General features: G+C 71.1%; 17 protein-coding genes. 3 read left to right on the forward strand and 14 right to left on the reverse strand.

All coding sequences use genetic code 11. The annotated features are described in order from the left end of the window. The 14 genes from ABZ857_RS43020 to ABZ857_RS43085 all read right to left on the reverse strand — a co-directional run. Positions 1 to 1,265: nitrate- and nitrite sensing domain-containing protein (locus ABZ857_RS43020; protein WP_357056420.1), on the reverse strand; the 1,265-nt coding region annotated here is incomplete at its 3' end. Positions 1,266 to 1,535: 270 nt separating this feature from the next. Continuing rightward, positions 1,536 to 2,810, reverse strand: coding sequence for a glycosyltransferase (locus ABZ857_RS43025; protein ID WP_357056423.1), 1,275 nt, complete (start codon positions 2,808 to 2,810; stop codon positions 1,536 to 1,538). Positions 2,811 to 2,830: 20 nt separating this feature from the next. Then, positions 2,831 to 3,949, reverse strand: a complete 1,119-nt coding sequence (locus tag ABZ857_RS43030) for a spermidine/putrescine ABC transporter substrate-binding protein (protein ID WP_357056426.1) — start codon at positions 3,947 to 3,949, stop codon at positions 2,831 to 2,833. 262 nt (positions 3,950 to 4,211) lie between these two features. Next, positions 4,212 to 4,754, reverse strand: a complete 543-nt coding sequence (locus ABZ857_RS43035) for an ATP/GTP-binding protein (RefSeq protein WP_357056429.1) — start codon at positions 4,752 to 4,754, stop codon at positions 4,212 to 4,214. Positions 4,755 to 4,782: 28 nt separating this feature from the next. After that, the gene (locus tag ABZ857_RS43040; RefSeq protein ID WP_030510865.1) at positions 4,783 to 5,142 is read right to left on the reverse strand and encodes a DUF742 domain-containing protein; all 360 of its coding nucleotides are present in this window, start codon (positions 5,140 to 5,142) and stop codon (positions 4,783 to 4,785) included. A 15-nt stretch (positions 5,143 to 5,157) separates the two neighbouring features. Then, a complete protein-coding gene (locus tag ABZ857_RS43045) occupies positions 5,158 to 5,568 on the reverse strand; it encodes a roadblock/LC7 domain-containing protein (RefSeq protein WP_205830126.1) in 411 nt (136 codons plus the stop codon). Positions 5,569 to 5,573: 5 nt separating this feature from the next. Beyond that, positions 5,574 to 8,933: a nitrate- and nitrite sensing domain-containing protein gene (locus tag ABZ857_RS43050; RefSeq protein ID WP_357056432.1), complete on the reverse strand. Its 3,360-nt coding sequence runs from the start codon at positions 8,931 to 8,933 to the stop codon at positions 5,574 to 5,576. A gap of 230 nt (positions 8,934 to 9,163) precedes the next feature. Further along, a complete protein-coding gene (locus tag ABZ857_RS43055) occupies positions 9,164 to 11,530 on the reverse strand; it encodes a [protein-PII] uridylyltransferase (RefSeq protein ID WP_357056435.1) in 2,367 nt (788 codons plus the stop codon). Between the two features lie 4 nt (positions 11,531 to 11,534). Beyond that, positions 11,535 to 11,873: a P-II family nitrogen regulator gene (locus ABZ857_RS43060; RefSeq protein WP_030510869.1), complete on the reverse strand. Its 339-nt coding sequence runs from the start codon at positions 11,871 to 11,873 to the stop codon at positions 11,535 to 11,537. Next, complete coding sequence (locus tag ABZ857_RS43065) at positions 11,870 to 13,186, reverse strand: ammonium transporter (RefSeq protein WP_357056438.1); 1,317 nt, start codon at positions 13,184 to 13,186, stop codon at positions 11,870 to 11,872. The genes ABZ857_RS43060 and ABZ857_RS43065 overlap by 4 nt, the downstream gene beginning before the upstream one ends. 272 nt (positions 13,187 to 13,458) lie before the next feature. Continuing rightward, positions 13,459 to 14,391: a sigma-70 family RNA polymerase sigma factor gene (locus ABZ857_RS43070; protein WP_357056441.1), complete on the reverse strand. Its 933-nt coding sequence runs from the start codon at positions 14,389 to 14,391 to the stop codon at positions 13,459 to 13,461. Positions 14,392 to 14,615: 224 nt separating this feature from the next. Further along, positions 14,616 to 15,764, reverse strand: coding sequence for an imidazolonepropionase (hutI, locus tag ABZ857_RS43075; RefSeq protein WP_357056444.1), 1,149 nt, complete (start codon positions 15,762 to 15,764; stop codon positions 14,616 to 14,618). 53 nt (positions 15,765 to 15,817) lie between these two features. Beyond that, positions 15,818 to 17,161 (reverse strand): formimidoylglutamate deiminase, encoded by a 1,344-nt coding sequence (locus tag ABZ857_RS43080; protein ID WP_357056447.1) that lies wholly within the window; start codon positions 17,159 to 17,161, stop codon positions 15,818 to 15,820. Between the two features lie 73 nt (positions 17,162 to 17,234). Further along, positions 17,235 to 17,921: an SDR family oxidoreductase gene (locus ABZ857_RS43085; protein ID WP_357056450.1), complete on the reverse strand. Its 687-nt coding sequence runs from the start codon at positions 17,919 to 17,921 to the stop codon at positions 17,235 to 17,237. 124 nt (positions 17,922 to 18,045) lie between these two features. Here ABZ857_RS43085 and ABZ857_RS43090 point away from each other — a divergent pair, with 124 nt between their 5' ends. From ABZ857_RS43090 to ABZ857_RS43100, 3 genes are read left to right on the forward strand one after another with little or no spacing between them, the layout of a single operon-like run. Then, on the forward strand, positions 18,046 to 18,588 hold the full coding sequence (locus ABZ857_RS43090; RefSeq protein WP_357056453.1) for a PadR family transcriptional regulator: 543 nt from the start codon (positions 18,046 to 18,048) through the stop codon (positions 18,586 to 18,588). Positions 18,589 to 18,604: 16 nt separating this feature from the next. Further along, positions 18,605 to 19,570 (forward strand): ATP-binding cassette domain-containing protein, encoded by a 966-nt coding sequence (locus tag ABZ857_RS43095; protein ID WP_357056456.1) that lies wholly within the window; start codon positions 18,605 to 18,607, stop codon positions 19,568 to 19,570. A 27-nt stretch (positions 19,571 to 19,597) separates the two neighbouring features. Continuing rightward, entirely contained in the window at positions 19,598 to 20,347 is a 750-nt protein-coding gene (locus ABZ857_RS43100; protein ID WP_357056459.1) for an ABC transporter permease, read from the forward strand. Positions 20,348 to 20,555: the final 208 nt, after the last annotated feature.

The raw sequence follows: 20,555 nt of genomic DNA on the forward strand, positions 1-20,555 counted from the left end.
TTGACATTGCTCCGCAGCCGCGCCTCATCACCCGCCAGCCGCACAGCCTCACGATGCACCTCATCAAACGCCCGCGCGACCTCACCGATCTCGTCCGTCGTCGTGACACCGATGGGCTGGATATTGGTCATCTCCGACATCTCGCCGGAATCGCGCAACCTCTGGACGGTGTCCGGCAGCCGGTGACCGGCGATCTCCAGCGCCTCGCGCCGCAGGCGGCGCAGGGGCCGGGTGAGCGAGCTCGCGACGACGGCGGTGACCAGGAGGACCACGACCAGCAGCGCCACGATGGCGACACCGGAGACGATGGCCCGCTGCCGCTCGGCCGCCTCCAGCACCTGAGACTGGGCGAGCACGGATTCGGCGATCCGCTCCTCGACCTTCCGCATCCGGTCGACCTCAGTGCCTGTGGTGTCGAACCACAGGCGGACGTCGTTACCCGGATTGGTCCGGTCGAGGTCCCGGATCGCCCGGTACTCGCGCAGCTGGGCCAGCGCTCCGGCTCGCAGGGAGTCGGCCTTCTCGACCTGCAGGCCGCGCACGGTCTGCTTGTAGAACTGGGCATCGGAACCAGACGCCTCGGCCTGGAAGATGGCGAGCTGGCTGTCCTGGGTCTTCCCGGATCCAAGGAAGTCCGCGAGGTCGTCGTAGTCGAGCTTGCCTTCGACGAGCGCGACCGTGAGGATGCCCTGCTGCCTGGACTGCTCCTCCTTCGCCTTGTTCAGGGCGGCGAGCGCGAGGCTGTCGGAGAAGAGCCGTTCGTCGTTGCTGGTGGTCCCCAGGTCCTCGTGCATCGACGAGAGGGCCGCGATCATTCGGGTGTACATGCCGAGCGCGGCTCGCGGCGCCACCTCGCTGTCGTTGATCAGCTTCCGCAGACCCTTCAGCCCCAGAAGCCATCTCCTGACCTCGGCCGCCTGGGTGCGGACGCGCAGTGGCTGGGACGAGTCGAGGGCGGCCAGCGAGGCCAGCACCTTGCCGCCGGCCGCGTCGACCTGGCCCTGCTGCTCGGTGACCTTGGTGAGCCTGGACGGCCGGCGGCGGTCCGCGATGTACCAGGCCGTGTAGTTCCGCTCACGTGCGACCTTGTGCGTGAGGTCGTCGAGCTCGGCGACGAGGCCGGCCACCTCGGTCAGGCGCTGGTACTCGGCCGCCGTGCCGATCGCCTGGGTGAGCTGGATACCGGCGAACAGCACGCCGACCACGGTCGGCAGCAGGATCAGGGCGACCAGCCGGGAGCGCACCCGCCAGTTGCCCAGCCGCATAAACGAGGCGCCCGCACGCGGCGAGACCTCCGGAGCCGCGGACTCCGGCTCTCCCTGAACTCGACCACCTTGCTGGTCGTGCGTCCTCACTGCTTTCGCAACCTCTCGGCCTTGTTGCCGTTCTGCCGATCTGTGGCTTACGTGACTCATGTGCTGTCGGAGACTTCACGAAGCGATGGCAATTGGAGCACACCATTACCAGATCGGCGAATAGTACATTTTGGCGGAATACGCCCTAAATACGACCAGCAGTGGCGGTAAAGGACCGCCTCACTCGGCGGCGACCTTCTCGATGACGTCCGCGGCCAGGCGCAGACCGTCCCTCCGGCGGATCTCCCGCCCCGCCTCCTCCACCCGCGCTCGCAACTCGGCGTCGTTGAGCAGCCGGTCGATCGCCCCGGTCAACTCCTCGTCCGCGAACCCGTAGGTGTCCAACCGGACGCCAAAGCCCATCTCCTGGACCCGCTGCGCGTTGTCGTACTGATCCCAGAACAGCGGAAGCACGACCATCGGCTTACCGAAGTGCACCGCCTCCGTCGTCGTGTTGTTCCCACCATGAGTGATCACCAGATCGACCGCCGGAAGGATCTTCGTCTGCGGCACGAACTCCGCGCCCCACATGTTCGGCGCCAGCTCGATCTCCTCGTGCAGCGGGCCCTTCGACACGATGTAGCGGTGCGGCGTCCGAGCGAGCACCCCGATCACCCGCCGCATCAACTCCACGTCGGCCGAGCCCAGGGAGCCGAGGGAGAAGTAGACCAGCGAGCCCTCCCCCGGAATGTCGGGCAGGGTGAACTCCCCATCGGTCTCCCGCACCGAGGAATCCAGCCGCGTCCACGACCCGTCCAACGGCCGCTGCGCGGTGTAGTCCAACACCTCCGGGAACACGTACAGGTTGGCGTCCCCGTCGTGGATGAATTCCAGGTCCGGCAGCGCGGGAGCCCCCTGCTCCACCACCCAGGCGTTGAACGCCTCCCACATCTCGCGGTGGGTCCGGTCGTACTCAGCCCGGAACTCCGCCCAGCCGGTCCCGTCGGCCGCGAGCCCGGAAAACGGCGGCGCCACCCCCGGCCCCTTGACCTCCAGCGGATTGCACGACACGACCCGTACGAACGGCACCCCCGCCGTCATCAACGCCGGGAACGCGATCACGTTGTCCTCAACGATCACGTCCGGCCGCACGCGCTCGATGATCGCCTTCAACTGCGGCTCGCAATACCGCGCCCCGTCGATCAACGCCTCCCAGATGGGCTTGATCACCGTCTCCAGCTGCTCCAGGGTGCTCTTGCGATACTCCGGCGCGGTGTCACGGATGAAGTCCTTCCAGAACTGCCCCGCGTCCTGCTCCTCCTCCGCCGGCGGCGCCAGATCGACCAGATCCTCCTCGAACCCCAGCGCCTCCAGCTTGCCCTTCCACGACGCCTCGGCGGCGAACACCACCCGGTGCCCTCTCCGCCGCAGCACGTCACCGATCCCCACGCAGTTGTTGGTCGGCCCGTACGCGCTCTCCGGCATGAACAAGATCGTCAACGGGTTCCCGGTCACGTCCACTCCCTGTAGAGATGTCACTTCTTGCCCGCGACCTCGGTCGCCAGGCGCGTGTACTTCGTCGAGTCCTGGCCGAGGTCGATGATCGACTCTCCCTGGAGCAGGTCCGCGGGGGTCATCCTGAGCGGCGGGTTCTGGGCGAGCAAGGCGGGGTCGACCTTGTCCATGGCCGCCTTGTTGGGGACCTTGTAGAGGATGTTCGCGGCCAGCCAGCCGTGGATCTCCGGGTCCAGGATGTAGTTGATGAAGGCGTGCGCCGCCTCCTTGTTCTTGGAGCTCTTGAGGATCACCATCGTGTCCGCCCAGAGGTCGCTGCCCTCCTTCGGCACCACGAACTTGATGTTCTTCTCCGACGTCGGGCACCAGCCGTCCCAGGCCTCGACCAACGCGGCCTCGCCCGACTTCAGCCGGTCGCCGAACGTGGTGTCGTCGTAGGCCAGCAGGTTCTTCTTCGCCTTGACCAGCAGGTCCTTGGCCTTCTTGAGCTGCGCGTCGTCGGCCGTGTTGATGGAGTAGCGGAGGTACTTGAGCGCCGGCAGGGCGAGCCAGCGCTCCGTGGTCATCATCGTGATCTTCCCGCGCAGCGCGGGAGGCGGACTGAGCAGGTCCTTCCAGCTCGTCGGCGGGGTCTTCACCAGGTCGCTGCGGTAGCACAACCCGGTCGTCCCCCACGTGTACGGCACCGAGAACTTGTTGCCCTTGTCGTAGGAGAGGTTGGCCGCCTCGGGGTAGAGGTTGGCCAGGTTCGGGATGAGCTCGGGGTGGAGAGGCTCGAGCTCACCGGCCTCGTTGAGCGCCTGCGCGTACTGCCCCGACACGAAGGCGACGTCGATCTTTTTGCCCTCGCTGCCATGGATCTTGGACAGCGCGTCCTCATTGGTCTCGTGCAGCATCACCTTGAGGTCGAAGCCGAGCTTCGTCTTCACTCGCTGCGGCAGGTCCTTCGGGCTGTATCCGTCCCAGATGGTGATGGTCAGGCTCTGCTTGCTGAGGTCGGCGTTGGGGTCGAGCGTGGCCGCCGCCGCTGTGGGGACCGCCTCGGTCGCCCCTGTGCCACCAGAGCATCCGGCGAGCGTCAGAGCGAGACCGGCGGCCAGAACCGTAGACAGATGTCGGATATGCCGGTTTTGAGGCATGGCCTCAACTTCCTTTGGATTCATCCCTGCACCTGCGAGCAGCAGTCAAAGGGGATTAGGGGCTTTTCGGTGGACATCAGCATAGATCATGAGGTCGCCCCATATTGGCAGTACGCCCAGGCTCGCGTAGATCTCCCCAGATCGGCGACGCGGAGCGCGGGACGTCTCCGGCCGGCTCGGCGCGCACCGGGCGCGGTCGTCGAGCCGCCGGCAGCCGGCCGTCCGGCGATCGCGAACGGCCGGGATACCGCAGGCCGGGCCCTCAGTAGGCCCGGCCCCCGTAGGTGGCGGCGCGCACCGTCAGCACGTACTCGACCAGGCTGATGAGCGTGGACTTGACGGCCTCCCGCGAGCGCGCGTCCGTACGGACGATCGGGACGTGCGGGGGCAGCGACAGCGCCTCGCGGATCTCCTCCTCCGAGTGGAGGAACTGTCCCTCCCAGCCGTTCATCGCGACCAGGAAGGGAAGCTGGGCCTCCTCGAAGTAGTCGATCGCCGGGAAGCAGTCGGCGAGCCTGCGGCTGTCGACGAGCACGACCGCCCCGATGGCACCGCGGACGAGGTCGTCCCACATGAACCAGAAGCGGTGCTGACCCGGCGTGCCGAACAGGTAGAGGATGAGGTCCTGGTCGAGCGAGAGCCGGCCGAAGTCCATCGCGACCGTCGTGGTCGTCTTGTTCGGCGTGAGCCCCAGGTCGTCGATGCCCGCGCTGGCGTCGGTCATCACGGCCTCGGTCGTCAGCGGCAGGATCTCGGAGACGGCACCGACGAAGGTCGTCTTCCCGACGCCGAACCCACCCGCCACGACGATCTTCGTCGAGGTAAGACCACGGCTAGAGCCTGCGTAGTCCACTGAGCACCCTTTCGAGCAGGTTGAGGTCTGGCTGTCCCTGGTTCAGCTGCGGCATGTGCAGGCGGACCAGACCCTCGTCGGCCATGTCGGCGATGAGCACACGGGCCACGCCGAGCGGGACCCGGAGCAGTGCCGAGATCTCCGCGACCGATCGTACGGAACGACATAGCATCATGATCGATTCCTGCTCTGGGCTGAGCAGGGAATAGTCATTGCTCTTCAAGGTCACCGATGATACGAGGGTTTCCATCGCCATGTGGTAACGCGGCTCGGATCGGCCACCGGTGACGGCGTACGGACGGAACAGAGGCTCGTCCTCTGTCCCGTCACGATCACGCACGGCCCTCTCCCATGGTCATCGCCGCGACGTCTGAAGCTCGGCGCGCAGCGCCGGGGTGAGCACCTGACCCGCGCGCTCGACGAGCAGGGTCATCTGGTAGGCCACCAGGCCCATGTCGCAGTCCGGTGCGGCGAGGACGGCCAGGCAGGAGCCGTCGCTGATCGCCATCACGAGCAGCAGTCCCCGCTGCATCTCGACGACGGTCTGCGTCACCGCGCCCCCCTCGAACACCCGCGAGGCGCCGACGGTGAGGCTGAGCAGGCCGGCGGCGACCGCCGCGAGCTGGTCGGCGCGGTCAGGCGGAAAGCCGTCCGATTGGGCCAGCCGCAGGCCGTCCGACGACACCACCACCGCGTGCGCCACGCCAGGCGTGCTGCCGACGAACTCGGTGATCAGCCAGTCGAACCTGCGTGCTTCCACGCTCAGCTCAGTCACGAGCCCTCCTCCTCTTGACCCGACCCTTCAGCGAGGCCTCCGGCCGCCTGGGCCCGGCCTCGCCTTACACCCTGCTGGAAGCTGGACAGGCGGTTGCGCACCGCCTCGGCCGAGACCGGGGGGCGCGGGGCGGCGGCGGGACCGTCCGCGCCCACCGAGCCGGGCACCAGGTTGGCCTTCGGCGTGCGCTTCGGCAAGCCCGCCGCGGTCACGCCGCCCAGCAGGGGGTCCCGCGCGCTCGCCGCGGCCTGGAAGCCGGTGTCGGCCCGAGACCGCCACCCTCCGGGGTTTCCGCCCTGCTCCTGCGGGGCGGCGGCGGGCCCGGAGGCCGGGGCGGAACCTGGCACCCTCGGGATCTCCCCAGTGCTCTCGCCGGCCTTCTCAGCGGCTTTCTCCGCGTCCGCCTCCTCGCCGGTCCGCGCCGCGGGCGCGACCTGCGGGCCGGTGTCGGAGGGACGCCGGAACCACGCCGACTCGACCGAGGCGAAGATCGGCAGGAACTCGTCGCCCCGCTCCAGCGGCGAATCCTCGACCGACGGCAGCGGGCCTGTCGACGACGCCAGGTCCTCGGCCGCGAAGGCTCCGGAGCCGGCCGGGACGGTGCCACCGGGCTGCCCCGTTCTCTCGGACGGCGCCGCACCGGGGAAGGCCGTCGGCCCGGTGCTGGACGGCGAGAACGCCGTCGGCCCCGTGCTCGACGGAGAACTCGGCGGAGGGAACGCCGTCGGCCCCGTGCTGGACGGGGAAAACGCCGTCGGTCCGGTGCTGGACGGCGAGAACGCCGTCGGCCCCGTGCTCGACGGGGAAAACGCCGTCGGCCCCGTGCTCGACGGAGAACTCGGCGGGGGGAACGCCGTCGGTCCGGTGGTCGACGGGGAGAAGGCCGCGGGGCCGGGGGGCGCGCCTCGCTGCGGGAGTCCCGTCGGCCCGGTGGGCAGCGACGGCCACGAGTGCTCCGAGCGGTCGTCGCCGCTCCCGCTCGCGGCTACGCCCTGTGACCCGCTCTCTGATCCGCTCTGCGATCCACTCTGGGGGAACGCCGGTGGCCACGACGGATCGGACTGCTCGCCGAACACCGGGCGGCGGAAGTCGCCGTCCGCCGCCCTCCCGGGCATGCCCGGGACCGAATGGGGCCCTGAGTGCTCGGTGAACCCGCTTCCCGTGTACGCGTTGTCCGCGGGCGCGGCGGGCGCCTCCCCGGTCGGCGCGCCGAACGCGGTGAACCCGCCCGTGCCGTTGCCCCCGGCCCCGATTCCGCTGAGGCCGTTTCCACTGGGACCGTTTCCGCTGGTCGCCGCGGGCCTGTGGGATCCGGCGCCGCCGCCCGCCATGCCGTTGCCGGGGCTCCAGGGTTCGAACGAACCGCCTCCCGGCGCGGAGCCGAGCGGGTTCGGCTCGGCGAACGCCTGCCGGGCCGGCAGCCCGGCCGCCGTCTGCCCGACCGGCACGGAGGGACGCGGCATGACCGGCTGGTCGGCGTTGGAGATGAGCTGGGCGGGGAACAGCACCATCGCGACGACGCCCGCGCCGTCGCCCCGGCGCAACTGCACCCGGATGCCGTGGCGCAACGCGAGGCGGCCGACCACGAACAGGCCCATCCGGCGGGACACCGAGACGTCGATCGTGGGCGGCTCGGCGAGACGGCGGTTGATCTCCGCGAGCTCCTCCGGCGACATGCCGATGCCCGCGTCGGTGACGCCGAGCATCACGGCGCCGCCCTCGACGGGGCTGCTGGAGACGACGACCTTGGTGTTGCGCGGCGAGAAGGCGATGGCGTTCTCGACCAGCTCGGCCAGCAGGTGGACGACGTCGTTGGCGGCGTGCCCGGCGACGGCGATCGCACGGGGGATCCGGACGACGACCCGTTCGTAGTCCTCGACCTCCGACAGCGAGGCGCGGACGACGTCGACCAGCCGGGCGGGCTGGCTGCGCTTGCGCGGCGGCTCGTGACCGGCGAGGACCAGGAGGTTCTCACTGTTACGGCGCATGCGCGTGGCCAGGTGGTCCAGCTTGAACAGGTCGGCCAGGCGCCGCCCGTCCTCCTCGCCCCGCTCCAGGCCGTCGATCAGCGAGATCTGCCGCTCCACCAGCGTCTGCGTACGGCGCGACAGGTTCACGAACATCGCGTTGACGTTGGCGCGCAGGCGGGACTCCTCGGCGGCCAGGCGCACGGCCTGCGTGTGGACCTCGTCGAAGGCCTGCGCCACCTCGCCGATCTCGTCGGTGCTGTCGACCGCGATCGGCTGCACGTGGGACTCGCGCCCGGGATCCTCGGACTCGCGCATCTCCCGTACGATCTCCGGCAGTCTCCGCCCGGCGATGTCGAGCGCCTCCGCCCGCAGGCGGCGCAGCGGCCGGACCATCGACCGCGCGATGAGCACGGTCGTGGCGAGCACGAGCACGAGGAGCGCGAGGATCAGGCCGCCGGCGATGAGGGCGTTGCGCTGCTCGGCCGACTGCAGGTCGCGGGCGCGGTTCTGCACCAGCCCCGACACACGGCCCTCGACGGCCGCCATCTGCTCGATCGCCTTCGTGCTGTCCTGGAACCACTGCTGGGCCGTCCTGTCCCTGCCCCGGTAGCGGCTGAGGGACTGGTTCTGCAGGCCGAGCGTGAGCGCCCACGACTTGGTCAGCTCGCTGTTGACCACGTCCTTGTCGCCGAGGAGGGTGACCAGGCGGCTCGCCTCGGCCGCCGGAGCCTCGGTGTAGAACGTCGCCAGGTAGCTCTGCTGGCGCGACTGGGAGGCGAGGAAGTCCTGCAGCTCGAACGTGGTGAAGGTCTGGTTGCGCTCCAGCAGCTCACGGGTGAGGGTGGCCCGCTGCAGGGCCGCCTCCTCCTTGGCGTGGGCGAGAGCGTTGAGGGCGCGGAGGTTGCCCAGGATCGCAGCGTTGTCGTCGTTGTTGCCCAGCTCGTCCTGCAGGCGCAGGGTGTTGGCGATCAGAGCGCTGTAGTCCTCCGGCGCGCCGTTCTTGCGGATGCCCGCCAGGCTGGAGATGCGGCTCGAGAGCTGCTGCGCCTGCTCCACCGCACGCGTGCCGTAGTCCTCGTTGATGTTCTTGAGGTCGGCCTTCACCTGCTGTACGAGCGGGTCGACCGCCGCGCGCTGCTGGGCGCGGGTGACTACGGTCTCCCCGTCGATGTTGAACTTTCGGCTGCTGTTGCCGCCCCAGACGGACAGGTCGCGTTCGAGAGCCAGTTGCTCGGCCAGATCCCGCAGGTGCACCGAGTATTCCGCCGCCGACCTGGTCCGCTGGTAGGCCGTCAGGCTGTCGATCGAGCCGACGACACGGATACCGGCGAGGAGCACGGCCACGAGCGTCGGCGCGAGGATCAGCGCGGTCAGCCGTGTGGGCACCCGCCAGTTGCGCGGCGAGAGACGACTCCGCCGCCTGCGGTTATCGGTATTCGACTGCTCCATGCTCACCGGCCCCGCCATCGTTCGGCCTGCCTTCACGCGTCTGAACAGCATGAAGTGACACAGCTGTATAAGCGGGGACAATTCGACCACAAGGTCACGACGGCGAGCGGCCCTACCCCTGCCGCAGCACCCCAATTGTTACCAAGAGGTGAGGATTGTGACCCACCTCACCTGAGGGCGGCGAGCACGTGCTCTCGCACCTGGATTCGCTGCTGCTCATCGAGGATGGGACGGCCTGTGCGGTCCGCCACATAGAAGACATCCACCGCTTCTGCGCCCAGAGTCTCCACACGCGCGGCACGTACGTCAAGACCGCATTCGCCGAACGCACGTCCGATCCGCCACAGGAGTCCCGGCCGATCGTGCGCCCGCACCTCCACCACGCTCGCGGTGAGGGACGCGTCGTCCACCAGGGTGACCCGGGGCGGCGCGACCGGCACCCGTGACGGGCGCATCGACCTCGCCCGCCGGGCCAGGCGCTGCTCGATGTCGAGCCGTCCGGCCAGGACGAGGCGCAGGTCGGCCTCCAGCGTCGCGGGGTCGGGCGGCGTGCCGTACTCGGGGACGACGACGAACTCGATGACGGCCGTCGACCCGGCGGACGCGGCGGAGGCGGAGCGGACCGCCATGCGGTGCGCCGCGAGCACCCCGGCCGCCCTCCACAGCAGGCCCGGCCGGTCGGGCGCGACCACGGTGACCGCGCTCCCGTTCACGCGCACCGCGCCGCCGCCGTGCCGGGCGAGCGCCGCCTGCTCGGGGGAAAGGGCCGGCGCGGGCGCCGGCGGGGTGCCGGAAAGCACCGACCGCACCCGCCGGACCAGGTCGGAGACCAGGGACGCCTTCCAGGAGTTCCACGCGGCCGGGCCGGTGGCGTTGCCGTCGGCCACCGCCAGCGCGGACAGCAGTTCGAGCACCTCCCTCGACCCGACGGCCTCCGCGACCCTGGAGATGGTGACCGGGTCGTCCAGGTCCCGCCGGGTGGCGGTCTCCGGCAGCAGCAGATGGTGCCGCACCACGGTCGCGAGGATCTCCACGTCCGCCGGGGGCAGGCCCATCCGGGTGCCGATGTCCCTGGCGACGATCTCGCCCGTGGTGGAGTGGTCGCCCGGCCAGCCCTTGCCGACGTCGTGCAGGAGCGCGGAGATCAGCAGGAGGTCGGGGCGGGACACTTCGCGGGTGAAGGCGGCGGCCCCGGCCGCGGTCTCGATGAGGTGCCGGTCCACGGTGTAGCGGTGGACGGGGTTGCGCTGGGGGCGGTGACGTACGCGCTCCCAGTCGGGGATGAGCTTCACGAGCACGCCGGCCTGGTCGAGCTCCTCCCAGACGGGCACGGCCGCGCGCCCGGCGCCGAGCAGGGCGACCAGCGCGCCGCGCGCCTCCGAGGGCCACGGCACGGGCAGCGGCGGCGACTGCGCGGCGAGCGCGGAGACCGTCGCGGGCGCGAGCGGCAGCCCGGCCTCGGCGGCGGCCGCGGCCGCGCGCAGCACGAGCGTGGGGTCGGTGCGCGGGTTGGCGCCGCGGGCCAGCACGACCTCGCCGCCGTGCTCCACGACACCGTCGGCCAGCGGCCTGCGGCCCCGCGGCGCGGGACCGGTGAGCAGCCGGTCGACCGTCCGCCAGGTGGCGTCGAACGCGTGGGAGATGGTCCGGCCGGCCTCGGCCAGGCGGCGCATCAGCGCCTCGGCGTCCAGCAGGCCCAGCGTGCCGGCGACCGCGTCCTGCTCCTGGAGCACCAGGCGGTCGGTGCCGCGCGCGGTGACGAGGTGCAGCCCGTGCCTGATGTCCAGCAGCAGTTCGTACGCCTCGCGGACCCGCGGGCCGGGGGCCGAGGCGACCCAGGCGGCGGCCACGGCCTGCATCGCCTGCACGTCACGCAGGCCGCCCCTGGCGTCCTTGAGGTCGGGTTCGAGCAGGAAGGCCAGCTCGCCGCCGGACTCGGCGCGCTTGTCGGCCGACGCGCGCAGCTCGGCCAGCCTGCGCCGGGAGTCCGCCCGCCACTCGGCGAGCACCGCCTCACGCACGGCCCTGGTCAGCTCGGGGTCCCCCACCACGTGGCGCGCCTGGATCAGGCCCAGCACGGCCTTGAGGTCCTCCCTGGCGACCTTCACCGCCTCGTCCACCGTACGGACCGAGTGGTCGAGGCCGATCCCGGAGTCCCAGATGGGGTACCAGATGCGGTCGGCGATCCTCGCCACGTCGTCGTGGCCGTTGTGCAGCAGGACCAGGTCGAGGTCGCTGCCGGGGGCGAGCTCGCCCCGTCCCAGGCTGCCGACCGCGACCAGGGCGACCCCGCTGATCCCGTTGGGACCGATCCCGCTGGGACCGATCCCGCTGGGGACGATCCCGCTGGGGACGATCGCGTGGGAGGCGGTGGGGCCCCGCTCGTCGGGGAGGCCGCCCTTCCCTCCCGATCCCCCCTCCCGCGCGTACGGCCGCGTGGCCGCCGTGCGGAACAGATCGGTGAGCCATCTGTCGATGTCCGCGGCCCGGTCCTTGCGGGCCGCGGCGAACGAGCGCGCCTCCCCTCTCATCATCCGGTTACAGCGCCTCCGGCCCGCGCTCCCCGGTGCGGACCCGGACGACCGTGTCCACGGGGACCGACCAGACCTTGCCGTCGCCGATCTTGCCGGTCTGGGCCGCCTTGACGATGACGTCGATGACGTCCTCGGCGTCGTCCTCCTCGGCGAGGACCTCGACCCGGACCTTGGGCACCAGGTCGACCTGGTACTCGGCGCCGCGGTAGACCTCGGTGTGGCCGCGCTGGCGGCCGTAGCCGCTGGCCTCCGAGACCGTCATGCCCTTGATGCCGAACTGCTCCAGGGCGGCCTTCACGTCGTCCAGTTTGAACGGCTTGATGACTGCGGTGATGAGTTTCATGCGTCGACCTTCTTCGCAGGCGCGGGCACGGGCCCGTTGACGGAGGCCACTCCCGAGGAGTGGACGGTGCCGAGGTCGTACCCGGTCTCGGCGTGGGTGGTGATGTCGATGCCGGTGACCTCGTTCTCCTGGTCGATCCGGAAGCCCATCGTCTTGTCGATGACCTTCCCGATCACGTACGCCATGATGAAGGAGTAGAGGCCGACCGCGACAGGGCCGAGGGCCTGCACGCCGAGCTGGGAGATCGGGCCGCCGTAGATGAGGCCCTCGTTCTGGCCGTCCGCGAAGGGGTAGCGGGCGATGATGCCGAGCGAGACCGCGCCGATCGCGCCGCCGACCAGGTGCACGCCGACCACGTCGAGCGAGTCGTCGAAGCCGAGGCGATACTTCAGGCCCACCGCGTACGCGCAGACCGCGCCGGCGACGAGGCCGAGCACGAGCGCCGCCCACGGGTCGACGAAACCACAGGCGGGGGTGATGGCGACGAGGCCGGCGACCGCGCCGGAGGCGACGCCGAGGGTGGTGGAGTGGCCGTCGCGCAGCTTCTCCACGAGGATCCAGGCGCCGGCGGCGGCGGCCGTGGCGACCTGGGTGTTCATGAACGCGAGGCCGGCGGTTCCGTCGACGGCGAGTTCGGAGCCGGCGTTGAAGCCGAACCAGCCGAACCACAGCAGGCCCACGCCGAGCAGCACCAGGGTCAGGTTGTGCGGCCGCATCGGGTCCTTGCGCCATCCGGTCCGCTTGCCGAGCACCAGCGCCAGCGCGAGGCCGGCGGCGCCCGCGTTCACGTGGACGACGGTGCCTCCGGCGAAGTCCTCGATGCCGAGGCCGGCCAGCCATCCGCCGCCCCAGACCCAGTGGGCCACGGGGAAGTAGACGAGCGTCGCCCAGGCGAGGCCGAAGACGACCCACGCGCCGAACTTCGCCCGGTCGGCGATGGCGCCGCTGATGAGGGCCACGGTGATGATGGCGAAGGTGAGCTGGAAGGCCGAGAACACCAGGCTCGGCATACCGGTGCCGTCGTCCTTGGTGGCCGTGTCGACGAGGCTCTGCAGACCCAGGGCGTCCCCGCCGCCGATGAGCTTGTTGACGAAGTTGTCCCCGTCGCCGAAGGCGTCAAAGGCCAGCGAGTGGCCGTACAGGACCCAGGCGATGGTGACGGTGATGATGCTGACGAACGACATCATCATCATGTTCAGGACGCTCTTCGCCCTGGTCATGCCCCCGTAGAAGAACGCGAGCCCGGGCGTCATCAGCAGCACCAGTGCGGTGGCTGTGATCATCCAGGCGGTGGTGCCGGTATCGATCTTCACCGACGCGGCCCTCCTTACAATTGGCGTGTGGCCGGTTATCACTCCCGCAGTGACTTCCTCCCGGGCGACCTTGGCCGGCTGGCGCACTGACGTTGGCGACAGCGTGTTCTTCCGCCGTTTCAGGCCCCGGTCACGTGTGTTTCACATGTGTGAAACTCGCCACCGACGTGTTTCGGGCCGGTTTCGGACGTGCTCAGAACGACAAAACGCGCACCCCGAAGGGGTGCGCGTCGTCACGGCCGGGGGTCACCGGCCACCGCCGGGGCCGCGGGCTACGCGGCGCTGGCCATCTTGCGCAGCCGCACCAGCGCGTCGCGCTCGATGCGCCGGGCGCGGTCACGGCCGATGCCGTAACGCTCCCCCACCTCAGTGAGGGTGTGCTCGCGGCCGTCCACCAGGCCGTACCGCCAGCGCAGCATCTCGCGGATCTGGCCCTCGAGACCGGTCAGCCACTGCTCAAGGCGCTCCTTCTCCAGCGTGTCCATGGCCTGCTGCTCGGGGTCCGCCCAGGTCTCGTCGGCGATCATGTCGCCGAGCTCGGTCTCGTCCTCGTCCCCCACGCCGAGCTGGAGCGAGACCGGGTCGGAGGCCCAGCGGCGCAGCTCCTGCACCCGCTCGATCGGCAGGTCGAGCACCTCGGCGAGGTCGGCGTCGGTCGGCTCGGTGTCGAACTCCGCCAGCATGTCCCTGCGCACCCGCATGAGCCGCGTCATCTGCTCGCCCGCGTGGGTGGGCAGCCGCACCGGCCGCGCCTGCTCGTGGATCGAGCGGCCCACCGACTGCCGGATCCACCAGGTGGCGTAGGTCGAGAACTTGTACCCCCGGCGGTAGTCGAACTTCTCCACCGCGCGGACCAGCCCGAGGTTGCCCTCCTGCACCAGGTCGATCAGCGGCATCCCCCGTCCGGAGTACTTCCTCGCGACCGCGACCACGAGACGCAGGTTGGCCTGGATGAACTCGTCCTTGGCCCGCCGCCCCGAGATCGCGATGCGCTCCAGCTCCTCGTCGGTCGCGTCCACGATCTTCGGCTCGGCCCGCCCGCTGTCGAGCAACTGCTCGGCGAACAACCCCGCCTCGATGCGCTTGGCCAGCTCGACCTCCTGCTCCGCGGTCAGCAACGGGACACGGCCGATCTCGGCCAGATACGTCCCCAGCAGATCCCGGTCAGAGACGTGCTGTTCCTGCGTCCGATTCCCCGTCGCCATCCGATGGCACCTCGTTCCGCCGCCGCGATATGCAATATGTGAGCCGGTGAACCGGACGTGTCCGCCCCGCTCGGCACGGCCCCCGGCTTCCTGCTCCTGACCCGGTCAACGGCCGGTCCAGGGCAAAGATTCCCCAAATGAATACGACCCGGGAATGGTTTCGTTTTCCTCCCCAAGGAGGATGCGAGGCCGGGAAAAAAGCCGATTACCCAGGTTGCGGGGGCTCAAACGAGGCGGCGTCCCGCCCGCCACACCTGCGCCACCAGCGGCACTCCCGGCCGGTACGCCAGGTGGACGTACGACGGGGCCTCCAGGATGACGAGGTCCGCGCGGGAGCCGATGGACAGGGTGCCCACGTCGGTGCGCCGCAGCGCCCACGCGCCGCCGCGGGTGGCCGCCCGGACGGCCTCCAGCGGCGTCATGCCCATCTCGCGTACGGCCAGGGCGACGCAGAACGGCATCGAGGTGGTGAACGAGGAGCCCGGGTTGCAGTCGGTCGCGAGGGCCACCGTGACGCCCGCGTCGAGCAGCCGCCGCGCGTCCGGATAGGGCGACCGGGTGGAGAACTCCGCGCCCGGCAGCAGGGTGGCGACCACCCCGCTGGCCGCGAGCGCGTCCACGTCCGCGGCGGACAGGTGGGTGCAGTGGTCGGCGGAGGCCGCCCCCATCTCGCAGGCCAGCCGCACCCCGGGTCCCTCCCCCAGCTGGTTGGCGTGGACCCTGATCCGCAACCCGGCCTTGCGGCCCGCCGCGAGCACCTCCCTGCTGTGCTCCTCGCCGAACGCGCCGCGCTCGCAGAACACGTCCACCCACTTGGCGTACGGCACGCACGCGTCCAGCATCGGGCCGGTCACGAGCCGGACGTAGTCGTCGGCGGTCGTCTCCGGCGGGACGACGTGCGCCCCGAGGAACGTGGTCTCCTCGGTGAACTGGCGGGCGATCTCCAGGCTGCGGCGCTCGGCCTCCACGGTGAGGCCATAGCCGCTCTTGATCTCGAACGTCGTCGTGCCCTGCATGGTCATCTCCGAGACCAGCAGCGCGGTCGTGGACACCAGCTCGGGGACGGTGGCCCGCCGGGTGGCGGCGACCGTCGAGCGGATGCCGCCCGCGCTGTAGGGCCGTCCGGCCATCCGCGCGGCGAACTCCTCGGTGCGGTCTCCGGCGAACACCAGGTGCGCGTGGCTGTCCACGAATCCCGGGATGACGGCGCGTCCCTCCACGTCGACCCGCTCGTCGGCGGGCGGGGCGCCGGCGGAGCGCCCGATCCAGCGGACCTCGCCGTTCTCCGCGACCAGCGCGGCGTCCTCGATCTCCTCCCGCTCGGGGTCCGCCGTGTACAGCAGCCCGATCCCCGTGAAAACGACTGATGTCATGCCGCTCGGCCCCACGTCTCCTGATCCTCGCCACGCCGCGAACGGCGCAAACCTCACCGCTGCAGCGGGGCGAGCGCCTCGCACAGCAACGCGCCGATGTCGCCGAGCACGTGCCGCCCGTCCTCCACGATCCGCCGCCCGCCGGCGACGACGGAGTGCACGTCCGCGGAGGTGGCGGCGAACACCACCGACTCCACCGCCGACGCCTTGGTCGCGCCGGCCGTACGGACCGAGTCGAGCCGGACGGAGACGAGGTCGGCCCAGGCGCCGGGCACCAGGCACCCGGCGTCGGGGAAGCCGAGCGACGCCTGCCCGGCGGCGGTCGCGGCGTGCAGGAGCTGCGCGGCGGGCCAGTGCCCGCGCTCGCCCGTGACCAGCCGCTCGTCCAGCTCCACCGCCCTGGCCTCCTCGAACAGGTCGATGACCGCCTGGCTGTCGGTGCCGAGCGTGACCGGCGACCCGGCCTCCAGGAGCCTGCGGGCGGGGCCGACGCCGTCGGCGAGGTCGCGTTCCGTGGTGGGGCACATGCACACGTGGGTGGTGGAGCCGCCGAGCAGCGCCACGTCGACGTCGGACAGGTGGGTGGCGTGGACCGCGGTCGAGCGCGGCCCCAGCGCGCCGTGGTCGTGCAGCACCTGGACGGGCGTGGCCGAGTAGACCTCGACGCACGCCTCGTTCTCGGCCGGCTGCTCCGACACGTGCGCGTGCAGCGGCCCGGTGTGCCGGTGGGCGAAGTCGACGACGACGTGCATCTGCTCCGGGGGCACCGCGCGCACGGAGTGAATGGCCGCGCCGATCTCCACGTCCTCCTCGCCCTCGTGCGCCCGGGCGAGATCGTCGGCCCTGGCCGCCCAGCGCTCGGCGTCCCCGTCGCCGAAGCGCAGCTGGGTGCCGACGAGGGCCTCGCCGATTCCGCCGGTCAGATAGCAGGTGTCGAGCAGGGTGATGCGCAGCCCGGCCCGCCTGGCCGCCTCGACCAGCACGTGGCCCATCGCGTTCGGGTCGGCGTACGGCCTGCCCCCCGGGCCGTGGTGCAGGTAGTGGAACTCGGCCACGGTGGTGATCCCGGCGAGCGCCATCTCGGCGTACGTCGCGGTGGCCAGGGCGAGATAGCGGTCCGGGTCGAGCGCCTCGGCGACCGCGTACATCCGCTCGCGCCAGGTCCAGAAGCTGCCGCGGCCGGCCTGGGTGTGGCCGCGCAGGGCGCGGTGGAAGGCGTGCGAATGGCAGTTGGCCAGGCCGGGCAGGGTGAGCCCGGCCAGCCGTACGGCTCCGGGGGGCGGCGTCGCCTCGGGCCTGATCTCCACGATGCGGCGGCCCTCGACGCCGACGACCACGCTCTCGACGACCTCGCCGGGCGGCAGCCACGCCATCTCGCACCAGTAAGTCACGTGCACCGGTCCTCCAGGTGGGCGGCGTGGCGGTAGTGCCACTGTAATGAACGTCCGTCCCCCGTGCCTCTTCCGGCCGTCAGCGGGTCGGTCCCGCGGCCGGCCGTACGGTGATCTCGGTGACGTGGGCGTCGGGCGTGGCCGTCAGCGCGGCCAGCACGGCCCGCGCCACCGATTCCGGCTCCAGGTATCTTCCCGGCTCGTACGGCCCTCCCTCCTGGGCTCGGATGCCTCTTTGCATATCCGTGCCCACCCGTCCGGGGAAGATCGCGGTGACCCGGACGCCGTTGGCGTGCTCCTCCTCGCGCAGCGTGTCGCCGAACGCGCGCAGGGCGAACTTGCTCGCGGCGTAGGCGCCCCAGTTGGCGTTGGCCCGCTGCCCCGACCCTGAGTTGATCAGCACGACGTGCCCGCGGGCCGCCCGGAGGGCAGGCAGCAGCAGCCGGGTCAGCTCGGCGACCGCGATGACGTTGACCTCCATCATCCGCCGCCACTCGCCGGCCGGGGTGTCGGCGAGCGGCCCGACGCCGGCGACGCCCGCGCTGTGGACCAGCAGGTCGAGCCGGTCGATCCCCTCCACGTCGGCCGCGGTGAGCTCGGTGAGCTCCACCGCCCAGGGACGCGCCGCCGGCAGCTCCGCGCACAGCGCGTCGAGCGCCGTGCCGTCCCGCCCGCCCAGGAAGAGTTCGTAGGTGGGAGCGAGGGCACGGGCGATCGCCGCCCCCACGCCCCGCGAGGCGCCGGTGATCAGAGCCGTGGGTCGCATGGACCTCACGATAGGCCGTCCAGCCGATCTTGCGCGCACCTCGCCGCTGCGGGCGCGGTGTCTCGGGGCTGGGACGCTCCGGGGCCGGTTGACCACATACTCAAATTTATATAAAAATTTGAATATGACATCGACGCGTGTGATGATCCTGGGTGTGCTGCTGGACGGGCCGCTGCACGGATACGAGGTACGCAAGACGCTCGAACTGTGGGGCACCCAACACTGGGCCAACATCGCCTTCGGCTCGATCTACCACGCGCTGGGGAAGATGGCCCAGGAAGGCCTGCTGGAGGTGGTCGGCGACAGCGGACCCTCCGACGGGCGCGGGCGCACGGTCTACGCCATCACGCCCGAGGGACGGGCCGAGTTCGACCGGCGGCTGCGCGAGCACTGGTCGGAGATCATGCCGATCGTCGACCCGTTCCAGGTCGCGCTGACGTTCATGGACCGGCTGTCGAAGGCCGACCTGCTGGCGGTCGTACGGGAGAGGACCGAGCGGCTGCGTGCGGGGTTCGCGAGCTTCGAGCGGGCCCGTTACGCCAAGCGCGCGGCGGACGCCCCGCGGCACGTGGACGAATGCCTGGAGTTGAGCGCGGCCGAATACCGCGCCCAGCTGGAGTGGCTGGAACGGGCCGTCGAACGCATCGAGCGCGACGACATCCCCTGACCGGCGAGGAGCCGAAATGATCATTGAAGCGCGAGGATTACGCAAGACCTACCGCCCACGGGGCCGCCGCGGCGGCCGGGCGGCCGAGCCGGTGGAGGCCGTGCGGGGCGTCGACCTCGACGTCGCCGAGGGCGAGATCTTCGGCGTGCTCGGCCCGAACGGCGCCGGGAAGACCACGACGATCCGCATGCTGGCGACGCTGGTCGCGCCCACCGGCGGCACCGCGACGGTGGCCGGGCACGACCTGCTGACCTCCCCCGAGCAGGTGCGGCGCCGCATCGGGTACGTCGGCCAGGCGGGCGGCGTGGACGAGAACAACACGGCCGGGGCCAATCTCCTGCTCGCCGCGCGGGTCAACGGCCTGACGGCGGCCGAGGCCGCCGCCCGCGTCGACGAGGTGCTCGCGGCGTTCGACCTGGCGGGCCTGGCCGACCGGCCGGCCCGCACCCTGTCGGGAGGCCAGAAGCGGCGCGTGGCGATCGCGCTCGGCCTGGTCCACCGGCCGCCGCTGCTGTTCCTCGACGAGCCCACGACCGGCCTCGACCCGCAGAACCGGGCCAACCTGTGGGACCAGATCAGAGCCCTGCGCGACGGCGGGACGAGCGTCCTGCTCAGCACCCACTACCTGGACGAGGCCGACGCGCTGTGCGACCGGCTGGTGATCGTCGACCACGGGCTCGTCGTCGCGGCGGGGACACCCGCGGAACTCAAACGCGAGATCGCCGGCGACGTGGTGTCACTGCGGGTGTCCGACCCGGGTGGAGCGGCAGGGGTGCTGGACGGCCTGCCGTACACGAGAGAGGTCAGGGCCGACGGCGACCTGCTGCGCGTCTACCTGGACGACGGCGAGCGGGCGCTGCCGCACCTGCTGGCCACGCTCACCGAGCACGGCCTGGCCCTGGAGTCGGTCGCGCTCGACCGCGCCACTCTCGACGACGTCTTCCTGCACAAGACCGGCCGCTCGCTCCGCGACGCCGCCTGAGCCCTCCCACCCCCGAAAGGCGGAACCATGCTGAAGCACACCGGCCTGTTCCTGGCCTACGAGTTGCGCAACACCGCCCGCAACCCGGTCTGGCCGCTGTTCGGCCTCCTCCAGCCCGTCCTCTACCTGCTGCTGTTCGCCCCGCTGCTGGCCAACACCATGCCCGGCGTGCCCGGCGAGCGGACGCTCGCCATGTTCACCCCCGGCGTGATGGTGATGATCGCGCTGTTCGGTTCGCTGTTCGTCGGCTTCGGCATGATCGCCGAGATCCGCACCGGGGTGCTCGAACGGCTCGCCGCGAGCCCGGCCAGCCGCCCGGCCATCGTCCTGGGCCGGACGCTGCGCGACATGATCGTGCTGGTCGCGCAGGCCGTGCTGATCATCGTGGTGGCGCTGCTGATGGGCATGCGGCCCAGCCTGCCCGGCGTCGCCCTGATGCTCCTGCTCATGGCCCTGACCGGCCTGTTCGCCTCCGGCCTGTCGTACGGCCTGGCCCTGGCCGTGCGGGACGAGAACGGCATGTCGCAGATCCTGCAGTTCTTCGCCCTGCCGCTGATCCTGTTCACCGGCATCCTGCTGCCGATGTCCCTCGCGCCGCAGTGGATGCGGACCGTGGCCCAGGCCAACCCGCTCTACCACGCGGTCGAGGCCGGGCGGGCGCTGTTCGCCGGCGACCTCGGAGGCGGCCACGTGGCGCTCGCGTTCGTCCTGATGGCGGTGCTCGCGGTGCCCGCCCTGGCCTGGTCGGTCCGCTCCATGCGCCACCTCGCCGGCTGACTGCTCTTGGGGCGCCCTCCGGGTTGTCCGCGGTCCGCTTGAGGAACGGCAGCACGGCGGAGACGAACGCGACCCGGGGTCGGACACCCCCGAGCCTGGCGGACCACATCGAGAAGATCGATCACGTGAGAGGTAAGCGGCGGGGGGGGGGCGCCCCCCCCCCCCCCGGCGGCCCCCCGCCCCCCCGGAAGCCGGCCGCCGCGCGCAC

It is taken from the genome of Microbispora sp. NPDC046933 (genome assembly GCF_040644635.1).
GTDB lineage: Bacteria > Actinomycetota > Actinomycetes > Streptosporangiales > Streptosporangiaceae > Microbispora.